Origin of the sequence: Comamonas serinivorans, assembly GCF_002158865.1 — a bacterium.
In the GTDB taxonomy this organism is placed as follows: Bacteria; Pseudomonadota; Gammaproteobacteria; order Burkholderiales; family Burkholderiaceae_C; genus Comamonas_E; species Comamonas_E serinivorans.
The window spans coordinates 583,385-605,795 of the sequence record NZ_CP021455.1 but is presented as its reverse complement, the minus strand read 5'-3'; the positions used below and the strand labels follow the sequence as shown (position 1 = coordinate 605,795).

The following is a 22,411-nucleotide window of genomic DNA, read 5'->3' as shown; positions in this document are numbered from 1 at the left end:
CATGGACACCCTAAGCCTAGCCTTGCTGGCCGTGGCCGCCCTGGGCGCCGGCGTGCTCAACGCCATGGCCGGCGGCGGCAGCTTCCTGACCTTTCCGGCCCTGGTGGCCACGGGCGTGCCCCCCATCGTGGCCAATGCCACCTCGGCCATGGCCGTGGCGCCCGGTTACCTGGGCAGCACCCTGGGTTTTCGCGACGAGATCGCGGCCCAGCCGCGCCGGCGGCTGTGGCTCGAAATGGCCATCGTCGCCCTGGGCGGGGTGCTGGGCGCCCTGCTGCTGCTCGTCACCCCCAGCCACGTGTTCTCCGGCATCGTGCCCTGGCTGCTGGGCTTTGCCACGCTGCTGTTCGCGCTCGGCCCCCGGCTCACGGCCTGGGCACGGGGCCACCAACCCGGCCACCCCACCGACCCGTCCACGCCCGATGCGGGCCACCTGAGCCCGTGGCGCGCCGTCGTCATCCTGCTGGTGGCGACCTATGGGGGCTACTTCAACGGCGGCCTGGGCATCCTGCTGATGGCCGTGTACCTGCTGCTGGGCGAAACCCAGCTGAACACCGTCAACGCGCTCAAGAACCTGAATTCGCTGGTGCTGTCGGTGCTCTCCGTCGTCGCGTTTGCGGTGGCGGGCGCCATCGTCTGGCCCCAGGCCTTGTGGATGATGGTCTGGGCCACGCTGGGCGGCTGGGCCGGTGCCCGCCTGGCCAAGCGCCTGCCCATGGCCTGGGTGCGCGCCATCGTCATCGTGACGGGCGTGGTGATGACGCTGCTGTTCGCGCTGAAGTGATCAGCAGTATCGATTCACTCCCGTTTTAACGACAACGGGAGCAACCAGATACTCCAGCACCCTCAAATTTCATGCTCACCGCGTGACAGCGGGCGCCTCGCGTGACGGCCGTGCGATCCAGTCCTCGTCGGGGGGCCGTTCTGCGCCATGTGGGTGTTGTCCATCCGCGTTGTGGGCTGGCGCTCAAGACGGACGACGCCCTAACGCCAACGCCACGACCTGCGCGACCCCTGGTGCTGCACGCACCCCACCGATTGACGTCCACCGAACGTCAGCGCTTGACCAACTTCGACGCCGCTTCAGCCCCAGGTGCGCAGCCGTCACGGGCTCCCCCGCTCGAGACCCGCGTCCAGTGCAACGCGCATCCGGCGACGCGCTCACCCCGTGCCCAGCCACAGGAACAGAGGACGCGTCTACGGGGCTTGTCCCCCGGAGGAAGGTTGCTCCGCCTTCCTTCTTTTGACAATTAGCAACTGATTTCTTATAATTTAAAGGTCTTTACAACCTGCGATGCAGGTAATCATCCGCTGGCGCTGCGTTCTTACACGCCGTTCAACGGGTGATCCTGGCGGAGGGCTGCACGCCGATGGCGTGCCTCGTGCCCTCGCCACCCTTTGCCAATCTTGGCTTTGGTGTCTGGGCGGTTGTCCCCTTGCGGGGACACCGGAACCGCCCGCCTGGAGACGCTGCCCGACGCGCAGCCCTCGTCCGCTCAGCCCTTGCGCGCACCCCGTGCGCCATCCGGGCTGGCGTCCGGCATGCACCCATGCCCGCCCTGCCCCATCCCTGGCGATCGGGGCGCATCAAAGCCTGCCTTTGGTTTGCGTACCAGCGCGCCGCCGTGCGCGCTGGCCTGTGTTCCATCCCTCACCAGGAGCGCCACAGTGGCCAAACAGATTCACATCGACCACGTGTTCAAGGTGTTCGGCGACCAGCCCGACACCGCCCTCAAGCTCGCCCGTCAAGGCGTGAGCAAGCAGGACATCCTGACCCAGACCGGTCAATCCATCGGCGTGTTCGACGCCCATTTCCACATCGAAGCCGGCGAGATCTTCGTCGTCATGGGCCTGTCGGGCTCGGGCAAATCGACGCTGGTGCGCATGCTCAACCGCCTCATCGAGCCCACCAGCGGCCGCATCCTCGTGGATGGCGACGACATCAACCAGCTGGACGACAAGGCCCTGCGCGCGCTGCGCCGCAAGGACATCTCCATGGTGTTCCAGTCCTTTGCCCTGATGCCGCACCTGACGGTGCTGGACAACACGGCCTTCGGCCTCGAGCTGGCCGGCGTGCCCCGGGCCGAGCGCCAGCGTGCGGCCCAGGATGCCCTGGAACAGGTCGGCCTGGGCGCCTGGGGCGCCAGCTACCCCGACGAGCTGTCGGGCGGCATGCAGCAGCGCGTGGGCCTGGCGCGTGCCCTGGCCTCGGACCCGTCCATCCTGCTGATGGACGAGGCCTTCTCGGCGCTGGACCCCATCATCCGCACCGAAATGCAGAGCGAGTTGCTGCGCCTGCAGCAGGTCAAGCGCCGCACCATCGTCTTCATCTCGCATGACCTGGACGAGGCCATGCGCATCGGTGACCACATCGCCATCATGAAAGACGGCGAGGTGGTGCAGGTGGGCACGCCCGACGAGATCCTGCGCAACCCGGCCAACGACTACGTCCGCCACTTCGTGCGCGGGGTGGACACGGCCGCCGTCTTCAAGGCCGCCGACATCGCGCGCCAGGCGCTCACGGTCGTGTCCGAGCACAGCGACCGAGGCTGCCGCGCCGCGCTGCGCCTGCTCGAAGACTCGGACCGCGACCACGCCTACGTGCTGAACGCGCGCAAGCGCTTCCTCGGCGTGGTGTCCTCCCAGTCGCTGCGCGACGCCCTGCGCGGGCACCAGGGCCCGCTGGGCCTGCAGCACGCCTTCATCCCCGATGTGGCGCCCATTGCCAGCGACACCCCGGTTGCCGACCTGTTCGGCGTGGTGGCCGTACCACCATTTCCACTTCCCGTGGTCGACGGTAACGGCCAATACCTGGGGGTGATCAGCCGAACGACCATGCTCAAGTTCCTGGACCGCGACACGCCGCCGGTGCCGCCGCCGCAGCAGGACGTGCCCCCGGTCACGCTGAACCCGCAATACCCCGCCGGCAGCCCACAGGCCGCCCTGTCCACCCCACACGCTTGAGGAGGCCCCCATGAACGACACCCCCACCACCGAGACGTTTGTCGATCCCTGGGCGGATGCGGGCGCGGGCGCGAGCGCGACCACCACGCCCCGAGCCGATGCGGCCCCGACCCTGAACCCCACCGCCGATGCCGCCGCCAGCGTCGACCCCTGGGCGGACAGCGCAGCCGCCAACACCGCGCCGACCACGGGCATGGCCGACGCGGCCACCGCCGACCCCTGGGCCAGTGGCGGCGACGCCGGCACGCTGACGCCCGATGCCGGCACCGACTGGCTCAACGCCGCCTCGGGCACCTCGACCTCGCCCGACGCGGCCGATGCCCCCAGCAACGGTCTGGCCCAGCTCTGGCACCAGATCACCCACGAAGGCCTGCCCGTGCAGGACTCGATCAACGACGGCCTGAACTGGGTGGTGGCGCACTTCCGCCCCTTCTTCCAGGCCGTGCGCACCCCCATCGACGCCACGCTGACCGGCGTCACCGACGTGCTGCAGACCGTACCGGCCGCGGTGCTGATCGCGCTGTTTGCCCTGCTGGCCTGGCAGTTCGCGGGCCGCAAACTGGCCATCGGCACCGTGGTGTCGCTGACGCTGGTGGCCCTGCTCGGCATCTGGTCCGAGGCCATGGTCACGCTGGCGCTGGTGCTCACCTCGCTGTTCTTCTGCGTGGTGATCGGCCTGCCCGCAGGCATCGTGCTGGCCAGCAGCGACCGCGCCCAGCGCCTGACGCGCCCGCTGCTCGACGCGATGCAGACCACGCCGGCCTTCGTCTACCTGGTGCCCGTGGTCATGCTGTTCGGCATCGGCAACGTGCCCGGCGTCATCGTCACCATCGTGTTCGCGCTGCCGCCGCTGATCCGCCTGACCAACCTCGGCATCCGCCAGGTGCGCCCCGACCTGATCGAGGCCAGCCGCGCCTACGGCGCCTCGCCCGCCCAGCTGCTGTGGAAGGTGCAGCTGCCGCTGGCCATGCCGTCCATCATGGCCGGCATCAACCAGGCGCTGATGCTGTCGCTGTCCATGGTCGTCATCGCCTCCATGATCGCTGTGGGCGGTCTGGGCCAGATGGTGCTGCGCGGCATCGGCCGCCTGGACATGGGCCTGGCCACCGTCGGCGGTCTGGGCATCGTGCTGCTGGCCATCGTGCTGGACCGCATCACCCAGGCCATGGGCGAGCCCCAGCGTGGCGGCGTGCACTGGTGGCAGAGCGGCCCCATCGGCCTGGTGCTGCGCCTGCGCAGCAAATCCGCCGCGGCGGCCACGGCCCGCGTCGCGTCGGACACGAGCACGGCTGCCGCCGATGGCGCAGCCGCGCCCACCCAGCGCCCCGCGCATCCCCAGACCCTGGCAGGTCAGGCTTGAACGCCGGCCGTCACCCCACACGGAAAGGACGCCCCATGCCTGTTTTCGCACGCACCCTCCGCCTCGCCCTGGCCCCCTGCCTGATCGCCGGCGCCGCCTGGCTGCCCCTGTCCGGCACGGCCCTGGCCGCCGGTGCGGCCGACCTGCCCGGTCAGGGCGTGAAGGTCTTGCCGCTCAAAAGCTCGATCGCCGAAGAGAGCTTCCAGACCCTGCTGGTCACCAAAGCCCTCGAGAAGCTGGGCTACGACGTGCAGCCCATGCGCGAGGTGGAGTACCCAGCCGCCCACATCGCCATCGCCAACGGCGACGCGACCTTCATGGCCAACCACTGGAACCCGCTGCATGCCGACTACTACAAGAACGCCGGTGGCGACGCCAAGCTCTACCGCAAGGGCGTGTACTCGGCCAACGCTGCGCAGGGCTACTTGATCGACAAGAAGACCGCCGACGCCCACCAGATCACCAACCTGGCGCAGCTCAAGGACCCCGCCATCGCCAAGCTCTTCGACGCCGATGGCGACGGCAAGGCCGACCTCACCGGCTGCACGCCGGGCTGGGGGTGCGAGGCCGCCATCGAGCACCAGCTCACGGCCTACAAGCTGCGCGACACCGTCACGCACAAGCAGGGCACCTACTCGGCGCTGATGGCCGACACCATCACGCGCTACAAGGCCGGCAAGCCCGTCCTCTACTACACCTGGACGCCCTACTGGGTGAGCAACGTGCTCAAGCCCGGCCAGGACGTGGTCTGGTTGCAGGTGCCGTTCTCGGCCCTGCCCGGTGAGCAGGCCCAGACCGACACGAAGCTGCCCAACGGCAAGAACTACGGCTTCATCGCCAACCACCAGCAGATCGTGGCCAACAAGGCCTGGACCGACCAGAACCCGGCCGCGGCCAAGCTGTTCGAGCTCATGAAGCTCAGCGTGAACGACATCAACGGCCAGAACTTCCTCATGAGCCAGGGGCAGAACAAGCCGGCCGACATCGAGCGCCACACCAACGCCTGGATCAAGGCGCACCAAGCCACCTTCGACGGCTGGATCGCTGCCGCCCGGGCCGCCGCCAAGCCTTGAACGCGTGGCCGCTGGCCCGCCCGCGGGCGAGACCAGCCGGCTGCACGCTTTCGCACCCCCCGGGCGTCCTGTCCGGGGGGTTTGTCGTGACTTTCAACCAGGAGACCTTTCCCGCATGACCGCACCGTTGCACCTCGACCCACACACCACTCCCCGCCTCGCCGCCTCGCGTCGCCGCTTCCTGACCTTGAGCGCCAGCGCCCTCGGCCTGGGCCTGCCCGGCTGGGCCACGGCCGCCGACCTGCCGGGCACAGGCATCACCGTGCTGCCGCTCAAGAGCAACCTGGCCGAAGAAACCTTCCAGACCCTGCTGGTCATGCGGGCCCTGGAGCGCCTGGGCTACACGGTCAAGCCGTTCGAGGAAGTGGACTACCCGCTGGCGCACATGGCCGTGGCCAACGGCGATGCCACGCTGATCGCCAACCACTGGAACCCGCACCACGCCGAGTTCTACAAGGCCGCGGGCGGCGACGCCAAGCTGTACCGCAAGGGCGTGCTCACCGCTGGCGCGGCGCAAGGCTACATGATCGACAAAAAGACCGCCGATCAGCACAAGATCACCCACATCGACCAGCTCAAGGACCCCAAGCTGGCCCGGCTTTTCGACACCAACGGCAGCGGCAAGGCCAGCCTCATCGGCCCCAATGCCGGCTGGGGCGGCGAAGCCGTGGTCAACCACCAGCTCAAGGAGTTCAAGCTGGAAGCCACGGTGCGCTACACCCAGGGCAACTACACCGCCCTGATCTCGGACACCCTGGCGCGCTTCAAGGCCGGCAAGCCCGTGCTGTACTACGCCTGGACGCCGCACTGGCTGAGCAACGTGCTGGTGCCCGGCAAGGACTCGATCTGGCTGCAGGTGCCCTACTCCGCCATGCCCGGCGTGCAGGCCGGCACCGACACCAAGCTGCCCAACGGCAAGAACTACGGTTTCCCGCTCAACAACGAGTACATCGTGGCGAACAAGGTCTGGGCCGGCAAAAACCCGGCCGCCGCCAAGCTGTTCGAGCTCATGCACGTGCCAATCGGCGACATCAGCGCCCAGAACCGCCTGCTCAACGACGGGCAGAACAAGCCGGCCGACATCGAGCGCCATGTGAACGCCTGGATCAAGGCGCACCAGGCCACGTTCGACGGCTGGATCGCCCAGGCCAAGGCAGCTGCGCAGTCCTGATTCGCTGCAGCCAGGCCCACACCTGGACGGGGGTATGCCGCTGTCTATTGATGGAAGCACCGAGGGCGGCGGCATGCCCCTTTGCCCGGTCACGCCGGACGGTGACCTGGCGTGGCTGCGCAGCACCTTCGCGCCATCTCAGCGCGCGCAGGCCTGGCACCACATCTCGTCAGATACCGGCCGTCGAGCATGCGCAGGCTGTGTTCACCCAGCGCAGATCAGTGCCGCCCATCGGGGGCGCCAGCGCAGCGCTGAGCGGCACGCACTCAGGCGTGGGCACGGGGGCTCAGCCCGATTCCAGGGCTGAAGGTTGCGCGCAATTGCCATGGGGTATAAGCCCATCGCCGTTGAAATTTCAACAGCAATGGATGCATACTGCTCAATTCAAATGGTCAGTGCAACACGCGCGGGCCGGATGCCGAAGCCACCACGCCGTCGTCGGCATCGAGCTTGAAGGCCGGGATGTCGACCTCGAAGCGGTGGCCGTCTTCGGCCACGCAGAAGTAGCTGCCCTCCATGCGGCCCGAGGGCGTGCGCAGCCGGCAGCCGCTGGTGTATTCGAACGACTCGCCAGGTTGCAGCAGCGGTTGCTGCCCGACCACGCCCAGGCCTTTCACCTCTTCGACCAGCCCGCTGCCGTGGGTGATGAGCCAGTGGCGCGCAATGAGCTGAGCCGGCACCTGCCCCACGTTCTGGATGGTGATGGTGTAGGCGAAGCTGTACTGGCTCTGCGCCAGATCCGATTGATCGGGCAGGAATCGCGCTTCAACAGAGACGGAAAAGGCATGGCTGGGCATGCCGCAAATGGTAGCGGAGCGCGTGAGCCGTTGCAGCCCGGCCAGCATCATGAGGTGGCCGGGGGGCGCAACAAGGCTTCACACCGTCACCGCCGCGCCCCACAGCGCGCCAGGCCCAACGCGGCACGCAAGCATCGACCTGCCGGCGGTCCCTGCTTAGCTGTCGATTCTCAGCAGGTTGTTCGCACCCGGGATGCGTGTGATGGGCGGCCGATGGCCGAGCGCGGAGTGTGGCCGCAGCCAGTTGAAGCGGTCAATGAAAGGCTGCAGCGCGGCTGAGCCGGCTACCCCGTGGGGTCAGCCGAATCCTTGGCCCCGTGGCAAAACACCGACCGGTCCAGGTGCGTGGGGTTCATGGCCTGCCCCTACGCCCCTGGCTGCCGGAGTCCGGGTGCCGTCCATCCTGGCCGACGTCAGACACGCGCGGTTCACAGTCCCGGAGCACGTGGCTTGCCCTTGCAGAGCCCGGCGGCGCAGATGGCCGACAATCGGCCGCTGAGGCGCGAGCCCCCCGTCGGTCCGCGCGCCCCCTCCACAGCCCCACGCAGCCTCCATCCCGCATCGCCATGGCCTACCGCATCGCCCCCTCCATCCTGTCCGCCGACTTTGCCCGCCTGGGCGACGAGGTCCGCACCGTCATCGCCGCTGGCGCCGACTGGATCCACTTCGACGTGATGGACAACCATTACGTGCCCAACCTGACCTTCGGCCCCATGATCTGCGAGGCCATCAAGCCCCACGCCGTGCGCCCCGACGGCACGCCCGTGCCCCTGGATGTGCACATGATGGTGCAGCCCGTGGACGAGCTGGCCCAGGCCTTCGCCAAGGCCGGCGCCGACCTGATCAGCTTTCATCCCGAAGCCAGCCCCCACGTGCACCGCAGCGTGCAGGCCATCAAGGCCGCCGGCTGTCAGGCCGGCCTGGTGTTCAACCCGGCCACGCCGCTGGACGTGCTGGACTGGACCCTCGACGACATCGACCTCATCCTCATCATGAGCGTGAACCCGGGCTTCGGCGGCCAGAGCTTCATCGACTCGGCGCTGCGCAAGGTCGAAGCCGCCCGCAAGCGCATCGAGGCCAGCGGCCGCGACATCCGCCTGGAGGTGGACGGCGGCATCAAGGTGAACAACATCCGCCGCGTGGCCGACGCGGGCGCCGACACCTTCGTCGCCGGCAGCGCCATCTTTGGCCAGGCCGACTACCGCCAGGTCATCCACGCCATGCGCGAGCAGCTGGCCTGAGCCTCACACGCCCGGCACGGCGTGGCATGCTGCTTGGCGGGGTGGCGAATGCCTCATCGGCTCTGAGGCGGATCGGCCAATGGGATTCGAGGCAGATTGGCGCAGTATCACCCCACTTCCGATCAGCCATGAACGGTCATGGCCGGGTACTGCCACCACAGCTTGACCGATACCCCCCATCGCTCACCGGTCCGAGCCCGGCGGCGCACCACACAGCGCGCATCACGCCAGATCGCCGCGAGGAGGTACACCGCCGCGCGTCGACATGGGCTGGTGCCAGGCGCGCGATGCGCTGTGGGTCACGCCATTCAGCTCTCGCTCATGCAGCCGCTCTCCTTGCCGAGCTGAGCGCAAGGCGCGTTGCTGAGCGCCTTCAGGGCAACACCTCGAGCAGTCGCTCGATCGGCCGCGCCACGCGTGCCCCGCGCTCGGACTGCACGACGGGGCGGTTGAACAGCGCCGGATGCGCCACGAGCGCGTCCAGCACCGCCGCCTCGCTGACGTCCGCACGGTCCAGGCCCAGCTCGGCATACAGCGGCTCTTTGCTGCGCAGCAGCGCGTGCGCAGGCTCGCCCGTGGCCTGCGCCAAGGCCTGCCATTGCGCCCGCGTGAGCGGCGTTTTCAGGTACTCGACGATGGTGGGCTCGATGCCGCGCTCGCGCAGCAAGGCCAGCGCATTGCGCGAGGTGCTGCAGCGCGGGTTGTGGTACAGGGTCACAGAGGTCATGGGGCCGATTGTGCCGGCCGGGGCGTGACGGGTCATCGCGCGCCGCGCCGGCATCATGTTCGGCATGCACCGCGCTGCCGGCAGTGAACGCATGGCCGGCCAGTGACGGCATGCCCCGGTGCGGCCACCCGCAACCCACGCGCGCCGGCCTGTGTGATCGACCTGCACCGACGGCACCGGACACACAAGCGTCATGTCGCGGTCACAGGGCCGTCATGCCCGCTTCGCACCATGGCCGCATGAGCAACGTCCTCCCCACCCCTGTGATGGACTGGCATGCGCCCATCACGCCGGGTCTGCCTCCGCAGCCCGTTCCCCAAGCGCCTGCCGCCGGCCCGGACGGCGCGGTCCCGCTGCAGGTGAGCTGGGCCCGTCACCTCGATGAGCTGCGGGCCGCCCAGCGCCTGCGCCACCGCGTCTTTGCGCAGGAGATGGGCGCCACGCTCGACAGCCCCCTGCCCGGCCACGACATCGACGCCTTCGACGACTATTGCGAGCACCTGCTGGTGCGCGACGCCGAGCGCGGCGAGGTCATCGGCACCTACCGCGTGCTGACGCCGGCCCAGGCGGCGCGCGCGGGCGGCCTGTACAGCGAGGGCGAGTTCGACCTGAGCCCGATTGCCGAGTGGCTGCCGCAGGCCGTGGAAATGGGCCGCAGCTGCGTCCACGCCGACTGGCGCAACGGTGCCGTCATCCTGGCGCTATGGGCCGAGCTGGCGGCGTTCATGTCGCGCAACCAGCTGCGCGTGATGCTGGGCTGCGCCAGCGTGCCCATGCACTGGCCCGGCGTGGCCCGACACGGCGCGGCCGCCGCGGCCATCTGGCATGGCCTGAAAGACAAGCACCTGACCACGCCCGAGCGCCGGGTGCGACCCCACCACCCCCTGCCGGTGCACGAGCTGCAGGATCCGGCTCTGGCGGCCGCCGTCGAGGCGCCGGCCCTGATCCGCGGCTACCTGCGCATGGGCGCCCGGCTGCTGGGCCCGCCGGCCTGGGATCCGCACTTCAACACCGCCGATCTGCCCATCCTGCTGCACATCGCCGACCTGCCGCCCCGCTACCGCCGCCTGCTGGGCATGGGTTGAGGCGGGCCCGGCTCAGGCGCTCCGTGCTCAGTCAGGCAGCTCAAACGCGCCAGGGGACGCTCGGCCGACCTGAGCCGATCCGAGGCATCCAGGTGCAAGGCCGGTCCAGACGCTGAGAAGCCCCCCATGGCGCTGTGCGTTGGGTGCCGCACCGGCGAACTGTGGTGTCAGCAGTATCAGCTCATCCCGTTTTTCTCACAAACGGGGATGACCACATACTCCAAGCCCTGTTGGCTTGAAGCCGGCCCAGAAGGCCTTGCACATGGAAAGCACCCGGGCCCGCGTGGCGTGTCGCACGCGGTGCTGGGCGTGCGGCCGGGATGGTGGCATGCTAGCCGTCTCCCACAACGAGCCCGGAGACACCGTGAACCACGTCAGCGACATCCACACCGAACTCAGCACCTCGTCGGTGCGCGCCCAGGTCAGCGCCGAGGAATGGCAACAGCGCGTCAACCTGGCGGCGGCCTACCGCCTGGTGGCCCTGCACGGCTGGTCCGACCTGGTGTTCACGCATCTGTCGGCACGCGTTCCGGGCCCCGAGCACCACTTCCTCATCAACCCCTACGGCATGCTGTTCGAGGAAGTGACGGCGTCCAGCCTGGTGAAAATCGACCTGGACGGCAACAAGGTGATGCCCTCCGAGTACGACATCAACCCCGCGGGTTTCACCATCCACAGCGCCATCCACGCCGCCCGCGACGACGCGCAAGCCGTGTTCCACGTGCACACGGCCGCCGGTGTTGCGGTGTCGGCCCAGGCTGGGGGCGTGCTGCCGATTTCGCAGCAGTCGATCTTCGTGCTGCCGCAGCTGGCCTACCACGACTACGAGGGCGTGGCCCTGCGCGACGACGAGAAGCCGCGCCTGGTGCGCGACCTGGGCACCAAGCGCTTCCTGATGCTGCGCAACCACGGCACGCTCACCGTGGCCAACACCGTGGCCAATGCCTTCAGCCAGCTCTACACCTTCGAGCGCACCTGCGAAATCCAGGTCCGCGCGCAGGCCGGCGGCGGCCCGCTGATCCACATCTCGCCCGACATCATCGCCACCAGCGCCGAGCAGGCCCGCGGCGCCACGCGTGGCGGCGGCGGCAACCTGGCCTGGCCGGCCCTGCTGCGCAAGCTCGACCGCATCGACCCCAGCTACGCCGATTGAGCCAGCCCGCAGGCCCGATCCGGGCCACAGCGATTCAGGCATCATCCCGCCATGGATGACATCGTCAAACAAGCCATGGCCAAGTGGCCCAATGTGCCCGACTGCCACGGCTGGCTGGGCCTGGATGCACGCGGCGACTGGTACCTGCGTGACGCGCAGGCCCAGGCTCAGGGCGCCTTCACCAGCGGCCGCCCTGGCGCCAAGGGCGACGTGATTCGCCTGACCAAGCTCATCGAGTTCATCGGCCGCAATTACGACCGCGATGCGCGCGGCTGCTGGTCGTTCCAGAACGGGCCGCAGCGCGTGTTCGTCGAACTCGAGGCCGCTCCCTGGGTGCTGCGGCTGAGCCGCGACGAGGCCGGCCGGTTCACGGTGCACACCCACACCGGTCGTGCCGTGCAGGCGCAGGCGCCCCTCATCGATGAGCACGGCCAGGCCTACCTCCACACCGACGCCGGGTTGGGCCTGGTGCACACCCTGGACATGCACGTGCTGGCCGACGCACTGGAAGCGGGCCATTGGCCCGAGCCCGAAGCCCTGACCCAGGCCGAGCTGGGCCCACGCTTCGGCTTTGTGGCCAGCCCGCAGGCTCTGGCCTCAGACGCGGCCTGACCGCATCAGGTCGGACGACACCTCACCGTGTGCCATGCCCGCTTCGCCCGGGATCATCGGCTGGACATCAAGGACTCTGCGCTCAAGACCCTTAAGCGCACAGTAGGCCGGCCCGGAGCCCACTGCTCATCGCCAGGCGGGCAGCGCAGCCGCTCGGCATCGATGGCGATCGGCTGGTCACCGATCCACCCCATCAACCGCCTGGTCCCACGCGGGCCGGCGAGCAAAGCCCTTCAACACCAGTCCCCCGACGGCACCATGACAAAGGCCGACGATGTCGGCCTTTGTCCTTCACGTGCTGGCAGTATCTGCCAGGCTGCGTTGGTCACTTGGACGCGTTGACCATGTACTCCACCGCAGCATGGATTTCGGCATCCGAGGCATTGGCGCCACCGCGGGGCGGCATGGCCCCCTTGCCCGCGATCACGTGGGCCGTGAGCGCATCGACGCCTTGGGCCAGGCGGGGCTGCCAAGCGGCCTTGTCGCCCAGCTTGGGGGCGCCTGCCACCCCCGCGACGTGGCAGGCCACGCAGATCTGGTCGTAGAGCTTTTTGCCAGCATCGGCACTGACCGCCGCAGCCGGCGCCGCGGCGGCAGCGGGCTCGGTCACTGCGGCTGCAGGCGGCGCGGAGGCGGCGACAGACGCGGCCTCTGCGGCGGGAGCCGGTGTGGTCGCAGGTGCGCTGGCCGCGGCGGATGCGGTCGCTCCGCTGGCCGCGCCACTGGCGGGCGCTGCCGGCGGCTTGGGCTCGTCGAACTTGCCACCCGCGTGGTTGGCCATGTAGGCCACGGCACGCGCAATTTCGTAATCGGTGAAATCGCCGCCGCCCTGAGGCGCCATGGCGCCCTTGCCCTTCACCGCATGCTCGACCAACACGTTGAAGGCCTGTCCCAGGCGCGCACTCCAGGCCGCCGCGTCCCCGAACTTGGGCGCGCCGGCCAAGCCGGCCGCATGGCAGGTGGCGCACTGGGCCTTGTAGACCTCTTCGCCGCTCAACTGCGGCCGCAAGGCGGGATCGACACCGAGCTTGACTTCGCCCACTTTGGCGATGCGGGCCTTGACCTGCGCGTCCTCGTTGCGCTCGACGCTGGACGGCGACGGCGCCGATGTGACGTACGCCACCAGGCCCACGATGATGAGCACAGGCAAGACGAAGCCGAAAACGCTGGCCCACAGCATCTGCCGCGGGGTGTGAATGGGACCTGTGTGGGCTTCCTCGTTGACTGCGGGGGTTTCGCTCATGTCATCCTCTGGGTCAGATCACTGCAATCGTGGACTCCCGCCACCAAAAAGGCCCAATGGCTATGGGGAGATTGGGAGATTATAGGGAGCGTCCAAGGGGACGCTTGCACGCGCGCGACTTGTTCCGCACCAATGAAAAAGCGACTCATGGAGTCGCTTTTTTGTGCCTGGAAACAAGCGGTTAGCGGGCGTTGGCCGTGGCCTCGCGCGACACCGGCTGACCGGCTGCCTCGCGGGCAGCGGCTTCGTCCTGCGGACCCCAGCCGCCCCCGAGGGCCTTGTACAGCAACACCTCGTTCTGCTGCCGAGCCAATTGCACCTGGGCGAGTTCCTGCTCGGTGGCGAACAACGAGCGTTGGGCGTCGAGCATGTCCAGGTAGTTGGCCACGCCATTGCGGTAGCGCAGGTCGGCCAGCCGGAAGCGATCGCGTTCGGCATCGGCCTGGCGCTGGAGGGCCGCGGCCTGATCGGCCAGGGCGCTGCGGCTGGCCAGGGCATCGGCCACTTCGCGGAAGGCGGTCTGGATGGCCTTCTCGTAGCTGGACACGGCGATGTCACGCGTGGCCTGGCTGACCTCCAGGTTGGCGCGGTTGCGCCCCCCATCGAAGATCGGAAGGCTGATCGTGGGCCCGAAACTCCAGGACTTCAGCCCCGAACTGCCGCCGCCGAACAGCCCTTCGAAATCGCTGCTGATGCGACCCAGGCTGGCCGTCAGCGAAATGCGCGGGAAAAAGGCCGCACGCGCCGCACCGATGTTGGCGTTCGCTGCGATCAGCTGCTGCTCGGCCTGTCGGATGTCGGGTCGGCGAATCAGCAGATCGGAAGGCAGGCCCTCGGGGATCGGCAGGAACTGCGCGCGGTTGTCGGGCAGCGTGGGCGCCGCGTTGGCCTGCGTCAGGTCGCCGCTGGCCGGCAAAGGCTCGACCGTTGGCACCGCAGGGATCAGCGTGTCCGGAATGGGCTCCCCCACCAACAGCGTCAGCAGGTTGATGTCCAGCGCGCGCGCCCGGGTCTGGGCTGCACGCGCCGCCTCGGCCGTGCTGAGCAGCGACTCGGCCTGGCGCATGTCCAGGGCCGACGACACGCCGTTGTCGAAACGCAGCTTGGTCAGGTCGAACGACTGCTTGCGCGTGAGCATGGTGCGCTCGGCCAGCACCAGCAGGTCGGTGTCGGTCTTGAGCGTGAGCCACGTGCTGGCGATGTTGGCCACCAGGCTGATCTGAGCCGCCTTGCGCGCCTCTTCGGTGGCCAGGTACTGCGCCAGCGCCGCATCCTTGAGGGACTGCAGGCGGCCGAAGAAGTCGATCTCCCAATCGCTGATGCCCACCCCGAGGGAGTAGCTGTCTGCGACCAGCGGCCCGCCCAGGGCGTACGTGCTGCCGGGCCGTTGCCGGGTCCCGCTGCCGCTCAGACCCACGGTGGGCAACTGGTTGGCACGGGTGATCTGGTACTGGGCACGGGCCTGCTCGATGGACTGAATCGCCATGCGCAGGTCACGGTTGTTGTGCAGGGCCTTGCCAATCAACTCGCGCAATTGCGGGTCGGTGACGAAGTCCTGCCAGGCCAGATCGGCCGCTGCAGCCTGCGACGCCGTCACCGCGCCCGCCGAAGCGGGCCACTGGGTGGCCACGGGCGCCGCAGGGCGTTCGTACTTGGGTGCCAGGGAGCACCCGGTGAGTGCGAGCGCCGTCAGCGCAGCGCCCACCACGGGTTTCAACCGCCAGGGCTGAAGCCCCTCACGGTTCATGCGCATGGAATTCATGGGATCGCGACCTCCGAAGGTCCTTTGTGTGGGTTGTCGTCCAGATTGTCGTCATCGTTGTCCACAGTCTGTGTGCTGGACTTGCCAGCAAAGAGCTTGCGCACGACCACGAAGAACACCGGCACCATGAACACCGTGAGGAAGGTGCCGATCAACATGCCCCAGAACACCCCGGTGCCGATCTCGCGCTGGCTGGCCGCACTGGCCCCCGACGCGATGTACAGCGGCACCACCCCCAGGATGAAGGCCAGGGATGTCATGAGGATGGGACGGAATCGCAGGTGCGCGGCGGTCAGTGCCGACTTCACGATGCTGTGTCCCTCGGCTTGCAGGTCCTTCGCAAACTCCACGATCAGGATGGCGTTCTTGGCCGACAAGCCAATCACCGTGATCAAAGCCACCTGGAAGTAGATGTCGTTGGGCATGCCGCGCAGGGTCATGCCGAGCAGCGAGCCCAGCACCCCCAGGGGCAACACCAGCAGCACCGACAGCGGGATGCTCCAGCTCTCGTACAAAGCCGCCAGGCACAGGAACACCGCCAGGATCGAGAAGGCGTAGAGGATCATGGCCGAGGAGCCCGCCTTCTTTTCATCCAGCGACTGGCCCGTCCATTCGAAGGCAAAACCTTCGGGCAGCTTGGCCGCCAGCTGTTCCATCTCGGCCATGGCTTCACCCGAGCTGTAGCCCGGTTTGGCCTGGCCCGTGATGTTCATGGACGGGTAGCCGTTGTAGCGGGTCAACTGCATCGGCCCCGTGATCCACTTGGCCGTGACCATGGTGGACAGCTCGACCAACTGGCCGCTTGCGTTGGGCACCGTCAGGCGCATCACATCTTCGGGCTGCATGCGCCGGCTGGCATCGGCCTGGATGGTGACCCGCTGCATGTAGCCGTCGTTGGGGAAATCGCTCGAATTGGACGAACCCAGCGCCGTCGCCAGGGTGGTCGCAAGATCCCCCATGTTGACCTGCTGCGCGTACACCGCGTCACGGTTGATGTCGATCTGCCATTGCGGCGCATCTTCCACACCGTCAGGACGGATGTCGGTCAGCACGGGACTTTGCATGGCCATGCCCAGCAGCTGATTGCGCGCCGCCAGCAGGGCTTCATGCCCCTTGCTGGCACGGTCCTGCAAGCGGAACGAAAAACCGTTGCTGGTGCCCAGTTCGGGAATGGACGGCGGCGTCAGCGTGTAGACGAAGCCGTCGCGCACCTTCATCAGGGCGCCAATGGCCTTGTTCGAGAACGTCTGCGCATCCGAGCCCGGCGCCGTCCGTTCCGCCCAATCTTTGAACATCACGAAGGCCAGACCCATGTTCTGTCCCGTGCCCGCAAAGCTGAAGCCCATGATGCTGACCATGTTGGCCACCTCAGGCTGCGCCAGCATGTAGTCTTCGACTTCCTTCATGGTGTTGCTGGTGCGCTCCTGGGTTGCGCCGGGTGGCAGCTGCACCAGCGAGATGACGTAGCCCTGATCTTCTGTGGGCAAGAAGCCCGTGGGCATGCGCATGAACAGGAACACCACGCCGGCAATGACCAAGGCGTAAATCACCAGGGTCTGGAACGAACGGCGAATCACCTTGACCATCACGCCTTCATAGCGTTTGGTGCCGGCAGCAAACTTGCGGTTGAACCAGTTGTAGAACGGGCCGAGCAGACCGGTCTTCTTGTCGTGGGCATGGCCCTTGGGAATGGGCTTGAGCACCGTGGCGCACAGGGCCGGCGTCAGCGTCAGGGCGAAGAAGCCCGAGAACGCGATCGAGACCGCCATCACCAACGAGAACTGGCGGTAGATGTTGCCGGTTGCGCCCGAGAACATGGCCAGCGGCAGGAACACCGACACCAGCACCACGGTGATGCCCACCACGGCACCCGAGATCTGGCCCATGGCCTTGATGGTGGCCTCTTTGGGAGGCAGGCCTTCTTCGGCCATGATGCGCTCAACGTTCTCGACCACCACGATGGCATCGTCCACCACGATGCCGATCACCAGGACCATGGCGAACATCGCCAGGATGTTGATGGACATGCCCAGCGCCAGCATGACGGCAAAGGTGCCAAGCAGGGCAATGGGCACCACCAACGTGGGAATCAGCGTGTAGCGCAGGTTCTGCAAGAACAGCAGCATCACGATCACCACCAGCACGATGGCTTCCAACAGGGTGTGCACCACCTTCTCGATCGAGATCTTGACGAACTTGGAGGTGTCGTACGGGGCATCCCATTTCACGCCCTCGGGCAGGAACGGCTCCAGCTCGGCCATGCGATCGCGCACGAGTTCAGCCGTTGCCATGGCATTGGCGGTCGAGGTCAGCATCACCGCCAGCGCCACCGCCGGCTTGCCATTCAAGCGCGAGTTGAATGCGTAGGTTTCGGTCCCCAGTTCCACGCGCGCAACGTCCTTGAGACGCACGGTGGAACCATCGGCATTCGCACGCAGCACCACTTGGCCAAACGCTTCGGGCGTGCTGAGCTGGCCAGGCACCACGATGGTGGCCGTCACCCCGGTGCCCGGGATGCTGGGCACATCGCCCAGGGCGCCCCCGGAAATTTGCTGGTTCTGCGCACGGATGGCAGCGTTGACCGAAGCGATCGACATGCCATAGCCCTGCAGCTTGGCCGGGTCGACCCAGACCCGCATCGCGCGCCCAGCGGCGAACAGCTGGGCCTTGCCCACACCGTCCAGGCGCTGGACTTCGGGGAGGATGTTGCGGTTGACGTAGTCCGCCACGTCATCGCGCGTCACCCGCTCCGATTGCGTCTCGAAGGTGAGGATCATCAGGAAGTTGCTCATGGACTTGTCCACTTGCACGCCCAACTCCTGCACCACCGTGGGCAACCGCGGCAACACGCGCGCGAGGCGGTTTTGCACGTCCACCTGAGCCAGGTCCGGGTTGGTGCCGGGCTCGAAGGTGATGGTGAGTTCGCCCTGGCCGCCTGCGGGCGACTTGGACTCCATGTACATCAACCCGGCTGCACCGTTCATCTCCCGCTCGATGAGCGAGATGACGGTTTCATCCATGGCCTGCGAGGTCGCGCCAGGGTATGTCGCCGTCACGTTGATGGTGGGTGGCGCCACCGAAGGGAACTGCGCCACCGGTAGCTGCGTGATCGACACGATGCCCGCGATGATCACGAAGATCGCGATCACCCAGGCAAAAATGGGTCGGTGGATGAAAAACTTCGACATGAGAGCCCTTTATTTGCTGGCCGCCGAGGCCGGGGCCGAGGCACCCGACGCCGCCGGATTCGCCCCACCGCCCTTGGCCCAAGGCACCGGCTTGACCGTCTTCGTGCCCATTTGCAGCTTCATGAAGCCATCGACCATGACTTTTTCACCGGTCTTGAGGCCATCGACCACGATCCATTGCCCGTCTTTTTGACCACTGACGGTGACCGTGCGAGGCGTCACCGACCCGTCGTCGCCAATGATCATCACGGTGTCCTGAGCACCCCGCGTGACAGCCTGCTGCGGCAGCAGGATGGCGTTCTCGATCTGGGCCTGTTCGATGCGGACCCGCACATACATGCCCGGCAACAGCATGCCATCGGGGTTGGCCACCTCGGCGCGCACGCTCACCTGCCCCGTCCCCGGGTCCACCGTCAGGTCGGAGAACAGCAGCTTGCCTTCATGGGGGTAAGGCTTGCCGTCTTCGGCCAAGATCTTGACCTTGGCCGCATCCGCCCCTGCGCTGGCCAGCTTCCCATCGGCCAACTGGCTGCGCAAGGCCAAGACCTCGCTGGCCGATTGCGTGAGGTTCACGTACAGCGGGTTGACCTGTTGGATGGTTGCCAGCGGGGTCTGATCGGTCTGCCCCACCAACGCCCCTTCCGTCACCTGGGAGCGCCCAATGCGGCCCGAGATGGGCGCCGTCACCGTGGCATACCCCAGGTTGATGCGGGCCGTGTCTACGGCGGCCTTGCCTGCCGACACCTGCGCACGCGCCTGCTTCTCGTTGGCCACGGCGACGTCGTATTCCTGCTTGCTGACGGCATTGGCCTGCACCAAGGGGCGATAACGCGCCGCAGTCGACGATGCCTGCGCCAAGGTGGCCTGCGCCTGCGCCAGCGAGGCTTCGGCGTTCTGCAGAGCAGCCTTGTAGGGCGCGGGATCGATTTCGTACAGCACCTGGCCAGCCTTCACATCGCTGCCTTCACGGAACACCCGTTTGAGCACGATGCCGCTGGCGCGCGCACGGACTTCCGCCACGCGCGAAGATTCGAGGCGGCCGGGCAAGTCGCTGACCAAACCCACCGTGGTGGGTTCGGCCGTGACCACACCCACCTCGGGCGGCGGCGGCGGACCTTGTGGCTTTTCGTCTTTTTGTCCGCAAGCTGCCAGGCCCATGGCGATGGCAAGCGCCAACGGCAGGATTGCCAACTGAAGCGAACGCTTGCCCACAGGCACATTCGAGGCATCTGGTCTTGTCATGTGTTTCCTCTGACACAAATGAAGAGGTGAATCCCAACCTGTCGCCCCATCCTGAAGGGGAACGACAGACACGCCGCACTTCTTCCGAGAAGTTGCAGCGTCGAGGAACAACGTCAATCGAGTGAAGCGGGCATTCTACATACATCCTAGAATGTATGTATTAAAATCCCTACGCGAACGTGCGGGTTTGCCGACACGATGAATCGATCAATATACGTGCGAAGCGAGGCCTTGGTATGAGCTCACGCGCTACGGACTGACAAAAGGCTAGGTGATGGCTCGGCGAACAAAAGAAGAAGCACAGGAGACCCGGACAAAGCTGCTCGATGCAGCGGAACACCTGTTCCTGAAGCAAGGGGTCTCCGGCACTTCGCTGGCTCAAATCGCCCAAGCAGCCGGCACCACGCGCGGCGCCATCTATTGGCATTTCAAGGACAAGGGCGATCTCTTCAACGCCATGATGGATCGCATCACCCTGCCCTTCGAGGCCGCGGTCGAATCCATGATGTGCTCACCCGACGCCATCCAGGCCATGCGCGATCATGCCCTGCTCACCATGGACCAACTCAGCCACGACCCCCAGCTTCAGCGCGTGTTGACCGTGGCCATGATGATGGTGGAACTGGTGCCTGAACACCTGCAGATTCGCGAACGGCATGAGTGGGCTTCCCAGCGCCACATCCAGCGCATCGCGCACGCCGTGCGAGAGTGGGCGCAGTGCGGCGCTCATCCGCTGAATGCCACGCCCGAGCAGATCGCCAACGGCTTTCACAGCCTGGTGTTTGGCCTGATGTACCAGTGGCTGCTGACCCCCACGTTTGACCTGCAGGAAACCAGCCGCTGCTGCCTGGACGCCTTCCTGCGCGGCGCTGGCCTGGGGGCAGTTCTGAATCAGCGATAATGCGCGCTTGACATGCGGCTGTAGCTCAGTGGATAGAGTATTGGCCTCCGAAGCCAAGGGTCGTGGGTTCGATCCCCGCCAGCCGCGCCAACCAATTCCGCAACTTGCACATCAGAGCAGCTGACCGAAAGGTGGCTGCTCTTTTTTTGCCCCACCGCCCAGCCCACTTGACAGTGATCGGTCAAGGGGGCGTTTTTTGCAGATTGGGTGCGCCATGGGCTTCGGCCACGCGGCCTGGAACGTGGGCATCCTGCAGGGCAACGTGATGGTGTTGCAGGCGCCGCTGGCTTTCTGGCAGGGCGCCTGCATGGCCACTCCGCGGCCAAACAGGGCTGAACGGGCGAGACGCCTTGCCGGCACCGGGCTGACCCGGCGGGCGAATCTTAATCCTGCCGCTTGACAAGTCTCTTTTCATGCAACAACATAAGTTGCATGAAAAGAGACAGCCGTTTGTCGTCCGCCCTGCATGCGCTGCTGCACATGGCCGAGCGCGAGGGCTCGATCACCTCCGAAGCCTTGGCTCACTGCCTGGGCACCAACCCGGTCGTCGTTCGGCGCACCATGGGCTACCTGCGCAACGCCGGCATCGTCACCTCGGATCGGGGGCATGCCGGGGGTTGGCGCATCCGTGCCGATCTGGCGATGGTGTCCCTGCGCCAACTGCACGAGGCCCTCGGCGAGCCCGCCCTGTTCGCCATCGGCAACCACCACGAATCACCCGATTGCCTCGTGGAGCAGTCGGTGAACGCCGCGTTGGCAGGCACCTTGGCCGAGGCTGAGGCCTTGCTGATCCAGCGGTTTTCAGCCATCACCCTGGCCGACCTGGCCGCTGACTTTGCGCGCCGGCATGCGGCGGCCCAACCCCCCCGGACACGAACATGATCTACGACGTCATCGTCATGGGCGGCAGCTATGCCGGCATGGCCGCCACCTTGCAACTGGTGCGAGCCCGCCGATCGGTGCTGGTGATCGACGCCGGCGAGCGGCGCAATCGCTTCGCCGCCCACGCACACGGCTTCCTGAGCCAGGATGGCGTGCCGCCCGGCGAGATTGCGCAGTTGGCGCGTCGCCAGCTCGAGGCCTACCCCACGCTGACCTGGCTGGAGGGTCAGGCCACGGCCATCACCGGCGAGGTGGACGCGTTCTGCGTGACCACGGACAGCGGCGCTCGACAGGGGCGCCGCATCCTGCTCGCCACGGGGGTGACCGATCAGCTGCCGGACGTCCCCGGCCTGGCCCAGCGCTGGGGCACATCCGTGTTCCATTGCCCGTACTGCCATGGCTACGAGTTGAACCAGGGCCGCATCGGCATCATCGGCAGCGGCCCGCTGTCCCTCCATCAGGCGGCGCTCCTCACCGACTGGGGCGAGGTGACGCTGTTCACCAACGGCGCCTGCGAGCTGACGCCCGACGTGCGCGCCGACCTGACCCAGCGTGGGGTCACGCTCGAAGAAACCCTCATCGCGCAACTCGATGGCCACGCCGATGTGGTTCTGGTCGATGGACGCCGGCTGTACTTTGCCGGCCTGTTCACGGCAACACGCACCTCGCCGGCCAGCCCGGTTGCCGCCACCCTGGGCTGCGCGTTGGAGGACTCGCCGATGGGCGTGCAGGTGCGGATCGATGCCGAGCACAAAACATCGGTCCCCGGCGTGTTTGCCTGCGGGGACGTGGCACGCGCCCCGCATTCGGTGTCGCTGGCCGTGGGCCACGGGGCCATGGCGGGCGCCCAGGTGCATCGGTCCCTGGTGTGGCCCGAAAGCCTGCGGCCAGCCTGAGCCCGGGCTGGCGCCGTGAGCGCAGGCCGCGGCCATGCGCCCGACCGCCTGCCGACGCGCTCTGCGCGCCCATCACCCACCTGTCGCCTCCCTGACCGCGCTCGCCACACCGCA

General features: G+C 67.2%; 18 protein-coding genes, 1 tRNA gene and 1 pseudogene. 13 read left to right on the top strand and 7 right to left on the bottom strand.

The window, feature by feature from the left end:
- The first annotated feature begins 1 nt into the window (after position 1).
- From CCO03_RS02585 to proX (CCO03_RS02565), 5 genes are all read left to right on the top strand, one after another.
- Positions 2-784 carry a sulfite exporter TauE/SafE family protein gene (locus CCO03_RS02585; protein WP_087276863.1) on the top strand — a complete coding sequence of 261 codons (783 nt, stop codon included), beginning with the start codon at positions 2-4 and terminating at the stop codon, positions 782-784.
- 884 nt (positions 785-1,668) lie between these two features.
- Positions 1,669-2,964, top strand: coding sequence for a glycine betaine/L-proline ABC transporter ATP-binding protein ProV (proV, locus tag CCO03_RS02580; RefSeq protein WP_157667454.1), 1,296 nt, complete (start codon positions 1,669-1,671; stop codon positions 2,962-2,964).
- 10 nt (positions 2,965-2,974) lie between these two features.
- Positions 2,975-4,324: a glycine betaine/L-proline ABC transporter permease ProW gene (gene proW / locus CCO03_RS02575; RefSeq protein ID WP_087276857.1), complete on the top strand. Its 1,350-nt coding sequence runs from the start codon at positions 2,975-2,977 to the stop codon at positions 4,322-4,324.
- 35 nt (positions 4,325-4,359) lie between these two features.
- Entirely contained in the window at positions 4,360-5,397 is a 1,038-nt protein-coding gene (gene proX / locus CCO03_RS02570; RefSeq protein WP_087276854.1) for a glycine betaine/L-proline ABC transporter substrate-binding protein ProX, read from the top strand.
- Positions 5,398-5,512: 115 nt separating this feature from the next.
- Positions 5,513-6,568 (top strand): glycine betaine/L-proline ABC transporter substrate-binding protein ProX, encoded by a 1,056-nt coding sequence (gene proX / locus CCO03_RS02565; RefSeq protein WP_087276851.1) that lies wholly within the window; start codon positions 5,513-5,515, stop codon positions 6,566-6,568.
- 392 nt (positions 6,569-6,960) lie between these two features.
- Here proX (CCO03_RS02565) and apaG read toward each other — a convergent pair whose 3' ends face one another.
- Positions 6,961-7,365: a Co2+/Mg2+ efflux protein ApaG gene (gene apaG / locus CCO03_RS02560; RefSeq protein ID WP_087284021.1), complete on the bottom strand. Its 405-nt coding sequence runs from the start codon at positions 7,363-7,365 to the stop codon at positions 6,961-6,963.
- 156 nt (positions 7,366-7,521) lie between these two features.
- Positions 7,522-7,644, bottom strand: a pseudogene (locus tag CCO03_RS19385) (IS481 family transposase); the annotation flags it as partial.
- A gap of 281 nt (positions 7,645-7,925) precedes the next feature.
- On the opposite strand from CCO03_RS19385, the gene rpe reads away from it, so the two are divergent.
- A complete protein-coding gene (gene rpe, locus CCO03_RS02555) occupies positions 7,926-8,606 on the top strand; it encodes a ribulose-phosphate 3-epimerase (protein ID WP_087284019.1) in 681 nt (226 codons plus the stop codon).
- 373 nt (positions 8,607-8,979) lie between these two features.
- Here rpe and arsC read toward each other — a convergent pair whose 3' ends face one another.
- A complete protein-coding gene (arsC, locus tag CCO03_RS02550; protein WP_087276847.1) occupies positions 8,980-9,333 on the bottom strand; it encodes an arsenate reductase (glutaredoxin) in 354 nt (117 codons plus the stop codon).
- 239 nt (positions 9,334-9,572) lie between these two features.
- Here arsC and CCO03_RS02545 point away from each other — a divergent pair, with 239 nt between their 5' ends.
- From CCO03_RS02545 to CCO03_RS02535, 3 genes are all read left to right on the top strand, one after another.
- Positions 9,573-10,418, top strand: a complete 846-nt coding sequence (locus tag CCO03_RS02545) for a GNAT family N-acetyltransferase (protein WP_087276844.1) — start codon at positions 9,573-9,575, stop codon at positions 10,416-10,418.
- 382 nt (positions 10,419-10,800) lie between these two features.
- Positions 10,801-11,571 (top strand): class II aldolase/adducin family protein, encoded by a 771-nt coding sequence (locus CCO03_RS02540; protein WP_236904178.1) that lies wholly within the window; start codon positions 10,801-10,803, stop codon positions 11,569-11,571.
- Between the two features lie 51 nt (positions 11,572-11,622).
- A complete protein-coding gene (locus tag CCO03_RS02535) occupies positions 11,623-12,183 on the top strand; it encodes a DUF2946 family protein (protein ID WP_087276841.1) in 561 nt (186 codons plus the stop codon).
- A 325-nt stretch (positions 12,184-12,508) separates the two neighbouring features.
- Here CCO03_RS02535 and CCO03_RS02530 read toward each other — a convergent pair whose 3' ends face one another.
- From CCO03_RS02530 to CCO03_RS02515, 4 genes are all read right to left on the bottom strand, one after another.
- A complete protein-coding gene (locus CCO03_RS02530; RefSeq protein ID WP_087276838.1) occupies positions 12,509-13,426 on the bottom strand; it encodes a c-type cytochrome in 918 nt (305 codons plus the stop codon).
- 181 nt (positions 13,427-13,607) lie between these two features.
- Entirely contained in the window at positions 13,608-15,179 is a 1,572-nt protein-coding gene (locus tag CCO03_RS02525; protein ID WP_418236068.1) for an efflux transporter outer membrane subunit, read from the bottom strand.
- A gap of 5 nt (positions 15,180-15,184) precedes the next feature.
- Complete coding sequence (locus CCO03_RS02520; RefSeq protein WP_087276832.1) at positions 15,185-18,376, bottom strand: efflux RND transporter permease subunit; 3,192 nt, start codon at positions 18,374-18,376, stop codon at positions 15,185-15,187.
- A gap of 9 nt (positions 18,377-18,385) precedes the next feature.
- On the bottom strand, positions 18,386-19,618 hold the full coding sequence (locus CCO03_RS02515; protein WP_087276829.1) for an efflux RND transporter periplasmic adaptor subunit: 1,233 nt from the start codon (positions 19,616-19,618) through the stop codon (positions 18,386-18,388).
- Between the two features lie 274 nt (positions 19,619-19,892).
- On the opposite strand from CCO03_RS02515, the gene CCO03_RS20625 reads away from it, so the two are divergent.
- The 4 genes from CCO03_RS20625 to CCO03_RS02490 all read left to right on the top strand — a co-directional run bounded on the left by CCO03_RS20625 (position 19,893) and on the right by CCO03_RS02490 (position 22,297).
- On the top strand, positions 19,893-20,519 hold the full coding sequence (locus CCO03_RS20625; RefSeq protein WP_087276826.1) for a TetR family transcriptional regulator: 627 nt from the start codon (positions 19,893-19,895) through the stop codon (positions 20,517-20,519).
- 14 nt (positions 20,520-20,533) lie between these two features.
- Positions 20,534-20,609, top strand: a tRNA-Arg gene (locus tag CCO03_RS02505).
- A 342-nt stretch (positions 20,610-20,951) separates the two neighbouring features.
- Positions 20,952-21,401, top strand: coding sequence for an RrF2 family transcriptional regulator (locus tag CCO03_RS02495; protein ID WP_087276820.1), 450 nt, complete (start codon positions 20,952-20,954; stop codon positions 21,399-21,401).
- Positions 21,398-22,297: an NAD(P)/FAD-dependent oxidoreductase gene (locus CCO03_RS02490; protein WP_087276817.1), complete on the top strand. Its 900-nt coding sequence runs from the start codon at positions 21,398-21,400 to the stop codon at positions 22,295-22,297. Before CCO03_RS02495 ends, CCO03_RS02490 begins: the two co-directional genes overlap by 4 nt.
- Positions 22,298-22,411 lie beyond the last annotated feature (114 nt).

Coding starts and splice junctions, on each gene's coding strand:
- CCO03_RS02530 (WP_087276838.1), bottom strand. CDS start 13,426: ATGAGCGAAACCCCCGCAGTCAACGAGGAAGCCCACACAGGTCCCATT.
- CCO03_RS02525 (WP_418236068.1), bottom strand. CDS start 15,179: ATGCGCATGAACCGTGAGGGGCTTCAGCCCTGGCGGTTGAAACCCGTG.
- apaG (WP_087284021.1), bottom strand. CDS start 7,365: ATGCCCAGCCATGCCTTTTCCGTCTCTGTTGAAGCGCGATTCCTGCCC.
- CCO03_RS02545 (WP_087276844.1), top strand. CDS start 9,573: ATGAGCAACGTCCTCCCCACCCCTGTGATGGACTGGCATGCGCCCATC.
- proX (WP_087276851.1), top strand. CDS start 5,513: ATGACCGCACCGTTGCACCTCGACCCACACACCACTCCCCGCCTCGCC.
- CCO03_RS02585 (WP_087276863.1), top strand. CDS start 2: ATGGACACCCTAAGCCTAGCCTTGCTGGCCGTGGCCGCCCTGGGCGCC.
- CCO03_RS02520 (WP_087276832.1), bottom strand. CDS start 18,376: ATGTCGAAGTTTTTCATCCACCGACCCATTTTTGCCTGGGTGATCGCG.
- arsC (WP_087276847.1), bottom strand. CDS start 9,333: ATGACCTCTGTGACCCTGTACCACAACCCGCGCTGCAGCACCTCGCGC.
- CCO03_RS02515 (WP_087276829.1), bottom strand. CDS start 19,618: ATGACAAGACCAGATGCCTCGAATGTGCCTGTGGGCAAGCGTTCGCTT.
- proW (WP_087276857.1), top strand. CDS start 2,975: ATGAACGACACCCCCACCACCGAGACGTTTGTCGATCCCTGGGCGGAT.
- proX (WP_087276854.1), top strand. CDS start 4,360: ATGCCTGTTTTCGCACGCACCCTCCGCCTCGCCCTGGCCCCCTGCCTG.
- CCO03_RS02535 (WP_087276841.1), top strand. CDS start 11,623: ATGGATGACATCGTCAAACAAGCCATGGCCAAGTGGCCCAATGTGCCC.
- CCO03_RS20625 (WP_087276826.1), top strand. CDS start 19,893: ATGGCTCGGCGAACAAAAGAAGAAGCACAGGAGACCCGGACAAAGCTG.
- CCO03_RS02490 (WP_087276817.1), top strand. CDS start 21,398: ATGATCTACGACGTCATCGTCATGGGCGGCAGCTATGCCGGCATGGCC.
- CCO03_RS02495 (WP_087276820.1), top strand. CDS start 20,952: ATGAAAAGAGACAGCCGTTTGTCGTCCGCCCTGCATGCGCTGCTGCAC.